Annotated in this window: 4 protein-coding genes; all 4 read right to left on the reverse strand. The window is 48.6% G+C overall.

Annotated features, from left to right (window positions below; all coding sequences use genetic code 11):
• Nucleotides 1-256 precede the first annotated feature (256 nt).
• The 4 genes from OB236_RS16005 to OB236_RS16020 all read right to left on the reverse strand — a co-directional run bounded on the left by OB236_RS16005 (nucleotide 257) and on the right by OB236_RS16020 (nucleotide 6248).
• Nucleotides 257-1894, reverse strand: a complete 1638-nt coding sequence (locus tag OB236_RS16005) for an extracellular solute-binding protein (RefSeq protein WP_262684892.1) — start codon at nucleotides 1892-1894, stop codon at nucleotides 257-259.
• Between the two features lie 51 nt (nucleotides 1895-1945).
• Nucleotides 1946-2821, reverse strand: a complete 876-nt coding sequence (locus tag OB236_RS16010) for a carbohydrate ABC transporter permease (protein WP_262684893.1) — start codon at nucleotides 2819-2821, stop codon at nucleotides 1946-1948.
• 12 nt (nucleotides 2822-2833) lie between these two features.
• Nucleotides 2834-3787: an ABC transporter permease gene (locus OB236_RS16015; protein ID WP_262684894.1), complete on the reverse strand. Its 954-nt coding sequence runs from the start codon at nucleotides 3785-3787 to the stop codon at nucleotides 2834-2836.
• A gap of 235 nt (nucleotides 3788-4022) precedes the next feature.
• The gene (locus tag OB236_RS16020; protein ID WP_262684895.1) at nucleotides 4023-6248 is read right to left on the reverse strand and encodes a helix-turn-helix domain-containing protein; all 2226 of its coding nucleotides are present in this window, start codon (nucleotides 6246-6248) and stop codon (nucleotides 4023-4025) included.
• Nucleotides 6249-6453: the final 205 nt, after the last annotated feature.

Raw genomic sequence — 6453 nt, forward strand, 5'->3', positions numbered from 1 at the left:
TCCATATAATATTTGGTATTGTGGCATAGGTAATTACAATTTATGGGCTAATTTCTGTCTTTTATAATTCTTGCACCACAACCATTGTTTTTTACAACGAGGATCGGTTTCAGAAAAAATCGGCGACCTCTCCCCGGTGGAATACCAGTAGGTGATCGCCGCATAAGCTTTATGATTTTCGTGAATTGTCAAAGGAAGGAAGTATAATATACTGCAGAGCGATGCACGCGAAAAGATTCAATGCAGCCGAGGTTGGTTAATCGAATTTCAATTTTATGAAGTCGTTATTACGCATCGGCTTGTCTTTATTTTCCTGATACCATTTATTGTAAAAATCATCAATTTGCTTGCCGCCCGACTTCTCCCAAAGTGATTTCGCTTCTACCATCGCCTGCTCCGGCGTATATTTATCGCCGCTTACAATCGCTTTTTTCCATAGATCGTTGATCGTATCCGTATTTTTGTTAATGACGACTAGATCGGCCGAAAGCGAAGGAAGAATCGTCGAATCGTATTCGGTCGCGAACGGAAGATTCGGGTTCAAATATATTTTATCCGCCGTTTCTATCATAGTAAGGAACTCTTTCTCCTGCGGAATTTCGGGACTCAGCTTAATTTCGTATTTTTCGCATTTGCCCATCAGTGCCATCGAGCTCAACATGGCAATATCGTTGGTCATCACCATTTCTTTCTTGTTTTTTTCTTTATCGATCGGCTGGGCGCAGCCGTCTTTATCCGTCTTGTAATGCTGGCCCTCCAGCCCGTTCTTAAGCGTATTCATCGTCGGCTTGGATACGAGGAAATCGACATACTTCATCGCGGCCTTCGGGTCCTTCGTATTCGCATTAATGGCAGCCGTCAGCTGAACAGGAAATTTGGGGTTCGGATTGAACTGACCGTACGGCCCTTTTGGAAGCTCGATCGGAATCACCTCAGCGTCCGGCACATTTTTCTTCAACGATTGGTATGTGGCGAAGGTCGCAACCTGATCCGCGCCGCTGCTCTGCGCATACATGCCCAGCTTGCCGTTAATCCAGTCCTGCTTGGCTTTTTCGCCGTTCTTGTCCGTTAAGAAGTCTTTATCCACCAATCCTTCAGAGAACAGTCGTTTTTTGAACGCCGTGGCCTCCCTGGCCTGTTCCCACGTCTTCTCCAACTTTCCGTCCTTGGAAAATACCCCTGTATTTTGAAACATTGCGTTGACTACGTTTTCTGCCGTATAGCTGAGGTTAATCGCATAGGTATCCTTAACGCCATTGCCGTCGGGGTCCTGCTCGCGGAAAGCTTTAGCCACCGCGTACAGCTCCTCTGTCGTTTTAGGGACTTCCAGATTCAGTTTCTTCAGCCAGTCTTTGCGGATAAACAGCAGGTCGTTGGTCTTCATCCCGAGCAGACGGCCGAACTGATAAATTTTTCCGTCCGGCTTCCGGCCCATTTCCTTTAATATCGGATATTGATCGGCCAGCTTCTTGTACTCGGTGCTGTTGTTTTGAATCAAATCGTCCAGTGGCAACAGCTGCTTCTGCACATATAAGTCATTCATCAGGCCAGAGTCGTAATCGAACACCAGGTCGGGTGCGCCGGCCGATGCGAACAGGACGTTGAATTTCTGCTTGGACTCCGCTCTCGGAATCGGCACAAACTTCACATCGACCGGACCTTGCTCATTCAGCCATTTTGTCCAGCGGTTATTGTCCACCGTACCTTCCTCGACGGGCACATTCCCCCTATCATACAGGGAGGAGGAAATGCTTCCACGTTTGCCTTCCCCTTTGGAATTATCGCCGCTCTTTGCCGCGTCTCCGCCGCCGGCACAGCCTGCGAGAAGGGCTCCTGCCGCAAGCATTACGGCAAGACCGGTATTCGCCGTTCTATGAATAGATGTACGTTTCATTTGTTAATCTCTCCTTTTAATATATTCACAAGTCTTGAAGCTCCGATCGTGCTATCCCTTGATCGCGCCGATCATAACACCCTTGACGAAAAATTTTTGCAAAAAAGGATATACGGCCAACATAGGGAGCAACATGACGATTACACCCGCGGCTTTTATCGTTTCCGGCGTAACATCCTTGATGTCGTCCGACTGCACATTGTTGATTTCCTGTAAAATGGTCTGGCTTTGAATCATTTGCTGCACAAGCACCGCCAGATTCAGCTTGGTTGTATCCTGAATATAAATCATGAGGCTGAAAAACGAGTTCCAATAGCCGACGCCATAAAAGAGAGTCAATGTGGCCATAACGGGCAAAGACAACGGGATAACGACTTGAACCAGCAGTCTCAGCTCGCTACAGCCGTCCATTTTCGCCGCTTCGATCAGTTCTTCCGGAATATTTTCAAAAAAGGTTTTCATAATGAGCATATTGAACGTGCTGATCAATCCCGGCAGCCAAAGCGCTGCATATGTATTCAACAGTCCCAGCGATTTAACGACAAGAAACGTCGGGATAAGTCCTCCGCTGAACAGCATCGTGAATACAATCACCAGCGTCCAGGGACGACGTGCGTAGAAATGACTGCGGGAGAGCGGATATGCCGCCATTACGGTAAACAGCATGCTTAAGACGACGCCCACTACTGTAATGACAACGCTGTTCCAAAATGCCCCCAGCACCCGCGTCCCGTTAAACAGCACGCCATACGTTTCCCATGTAAACCCGATTGGCCATAGCGTCACATCTCCTGACATGACCGCATGCGGATCGCTGAACGACAACGAAAAGAGATGAATCAGCGGCACAAGACAGCTTAGACCCGCAAACGAAAGAATGGCATAGTTGCAGAAGTAGAATAGTCTTTCGCCCCTTGAAGCTTTCACTTTGGCCCCTCCTTACCATAAATTTTGATTAAACCTCCGAGCTACCCTGTTTGCCGTGAATACCAGAATGAAGCCGACAAACGATTCGAACAGCCCCATCGCCGAGGTCAGGCTGAACTGCCCGCCCTGCACGCCTACCCGATAAATGTACGTGCTGATGACCTCCGCTATGTTTAGAACGCTTGCATTTTGAAGCACATAGATTTGATCGAAGCCAACTTCCAGAATCCGGCCGAGTGAAAGAATAAATACGACGACGATCGTTGAGCTGATACCCGGCAGCGTAATGTTCCAAATTTGTCTGAACTTGCTCGCACCGTCCATGCTGGCCGCCTCGTACAATGATGGATCGATCGAACTCATCGCCGCCAAAAAAATAATGGTGCTAAAGCCCGCCTCCTTCCAGATGCTCGAGCCTACGAAAATGGTTATCCACGAAAATTCGTCATAAAGAAAACTGAACGTAGACCCGCCCAGCTTCTGGATCATAAAATTAACCGCTCCGGACTGCTCGGCGAATAGCGCCACCACCAGCCCTCCTACAATGACCCAGGAGAAAAAATGCGGCAAATAGACTAGCGTTTGAACCGCCTTTTTAAACCACTGTTTGCGCGCCTCGTTTAATAAAATCGCCAGCACGATCGGAACCGGAAACCCGGCAACGATGCTGAGCAAGCTCAGCATCAGCGTATTGCGGATAATGTTCAATGTCTGGGGATTGCTGAACAAGATTTGAAAGTTTTTGAATCCAACCCAAGGGCTATGCCAAATTCCATCCGCAAAGTTATAGCTTTTGAAAGCCATCACGGTTCCGAACATCGGAGCATATTTGAAGATAGCGTAATACGCCACAACGGGCAGGAACATAAGTAGGAGCGGAAGGTTCTGCTTAAACCTTCGTCTTGCATTCAAGCGATAAATCTCTGGCGATTGCGAATGAAGTTCGGTATCTCCTGCAGTGTTCATATGAGCTCCTTTCGATCCATGAATTGTGCGCACTCTGGATGGCCTTAACTATAGGACTGAACGGCCGAGCTGGCAATCGCCTTGTTTCATTCGATCCGCAAATTTCCGAATTCGGCTGAAAAACGGGAATATACAAAAATCCGGCAATTGATAGAATTCCGCAGTGGTCCGCTCCATACGGAAAAACCCGCTCCTCTGACGGCGCAGCGCCATGGAACGGGTAGTCTCGGAAAACTTATACTTTGCGATATTCGCCAGGAGTCGTTCCGGTCGTTTTTTTAAAAGCACGGATGAAGGTCATTGCGTTGGTATATCCGACATGCAAAGCCACATCCTGGACCGGCAGCGCCGACTGCTTCAACAGATCCTTCGCCCGGTTCAAACGGACATTCGATAAATAATCAATGAATTTTTCGCCCATCTCGTCGCGGAACAGCTGGCTAATATATTTGCCGTTGACCTTGAAGGCATCCTCCAGATGCGACAAGGACAACTCTGGGTTATTATAATTTACCTCGATATACTTGCGCACGCCTTGAATAAAATCGTGATGGTTGCTATGTTCACGAACCCGAGACAACTTGCGCCACGTATCGTCCAAAACGCCGAACACCCGCTGCTCCAGCTCCCCAATTGTTTCGAAGCTTTCGAGCAACTCGTTCAGCGCCGGAATCGCTTCCTCTTTCCACAGCTCCTGCAGCTCGGGCTGCAGTTCCATCATTTCCTTGTATAGATTGTAGAGCAAATAATTGAGCAAATGCAGGATTTCTTCGCGCTTATACAAGCCGTTGTCGATTTCTTCGAAAAATTCGTCCGCATGCCCCTTCCATTTCTCGTCACCCACCCTGAACGCATGTGCGAGAGAGTGGACGGAATTCAGACTTTTATAAGCCACTCCCTGCTGCAGCGGAGTATGGCTGCGTTCGATCACCCGGCCGGTGCCCAGCATCGTCTTATAGCTCAGCGCTTCCAATGCGGACTGATAGCTCTGTAAGATATCCGACGGCTCCTCCATCGTGAAGCCGATACCGATGGTAACCGTAAAATCGAGATGTTCCCGCACCCAGCCGATCACCTGGCTGCACAGGCCGGAGACGGGATCGTCGGATTCGAGTTCCTCACGGTACTGCAACAGCACCCCGAGCCGGTGTCCCGACGTCCATTCCGCCCACGGGGTCAGACCATGCGTTTCCCCCAGTTCATGGATCACGCTACTGAGCACAAATCTAAGCAAATATTGATCCCGCGTCGAATAAGTTTGGCAAAAATCCGAGTACTTGTCGATTTCCAGCACGACCAGTCCGATGCGTCCGTCGTGGCGCGGCAGTTGAAGACGCTCCATCTCCAGCTGCCACTGCTCGCGAGAGTACATCCGGTTGCCTTCGACTAGATCTGTAAAAAATAGCCGTCTCTTATAAAGCAGCCCTTCCTCGGAGCCTTGCCGGAGCTCATTGGCTTGCTCGATCAGCATGTCGATCGCATGCTCAATGAATTTGAGCGCATCCTTACCGAATTCGCTCCAATTCAGCTGGTTTTTCTTCTTGGAATACGAATTCAGTTTGCTCAACATCGATTCGATCGGCCGATAGTTTCGCCGGGTGATGAAAACAATCCAGTACGCACCGGCGATGAAGAACAGAATGGCGAATATAAGGGCTGTATTGTAGACTGCATTGCCCGCTTCGTACCAGTTGCCGTTAATGAGACCCGTATGAATCGTAAATCCGCTGTAGTCCGACGTAAGCCGGATCAGCTCAACGCCGCTCTTCACCTCGGGTGTGTCCAGCAGCATTTGCTCGTCCGTACCGCTGATTTCGGCATAGCTGACGTTCGCATTCGACATTTCCATGATCAGCTCTTGCAGCTTTTTCGTTTTGACATTAACGACAAAGACCGTTTCTACCCCGGTGCGCAGCGGGATTTTCCGCAAGAGGGTAATGACGGGTACGGCAGCGTCCGACCCGGTTATTTCCTTGTAGATACGCTTGGACGTCCACGGATGCTCACGCATCGCTTGATATTCCGGCCTGGCCGCCTCCATCGCAAATGCCCCGTCCCCGAACTGCTCAACCGGACGAATGAAATTGTCTGAGAAAACCTTGCGCTCCTCCGGACGGAAGATGTAGATCGAATCGATCAGAGAGCTGCTGTTGTGCATCCGCTTGATTTCATTGGTCACTTCGTATTCGACAAAATGGTCGTTCAACGAAGGAACGTCATAAATAAACTGGATCAGCTTATGGTTATTGTACATTTCGTTGACGAGCATTTTTTCGATATTTTGCAAATTATAATCAATCGCCTGCAGCACATGCTTGGCAAATACTTCGTTGGCACTGCGTGCCGAAGCTTTGGACTGGTGGTTCAGCATATAGGCCATCAATAACGAAAGCAAAATAAATACGATAAAAAAGACCGGGAGATAATACAACAATTGACGATAGAACCATGGTTTTTTCATAGGAACCTCGTTATAACATAATATAAGGTGGATCGCGAAGCTGTGGAGGAAGACACTTACTTGCCATTCGATTTTATGCCATACGGGGGCAATTCGCAACCCTGAAAATGGAAGAATGCATTTTTTTATACTTTCTGGTTGTGGTGCAAAGCTCCAATTCATGATAACGTAATTAATAATGTAGACATGGGATGGAGCAACTTAC

The sequence above is a fragment of the Paenibacillus baimaensis genome, assembly GCF_025567575.1.

Bases quoted from the DNA above. Each gene is read 5' to 3' on its own strand.
- OB236_RS16020 (WP_262684895.1), bottom strand. From the start codon at position 6,248: ATGAAAAAACCATGGTTCTATCGTCAATTGTTGTATTATCTCCCGGTC.
- OB236_RS16005 (WP_262684892.1), bottom strand. From the start codon at position 1,894: ATGAAACGTACATCTATTCATAGAACGGCGAATACCGGTCTTGCCGTA.
- OB236_RS16015 (WP_262684894.1), bottom strand. From the start codon at position 3,787: ATGAACACTGCAGGAGATACCGAACTTCATTCGCAATCGCCAGAGATT.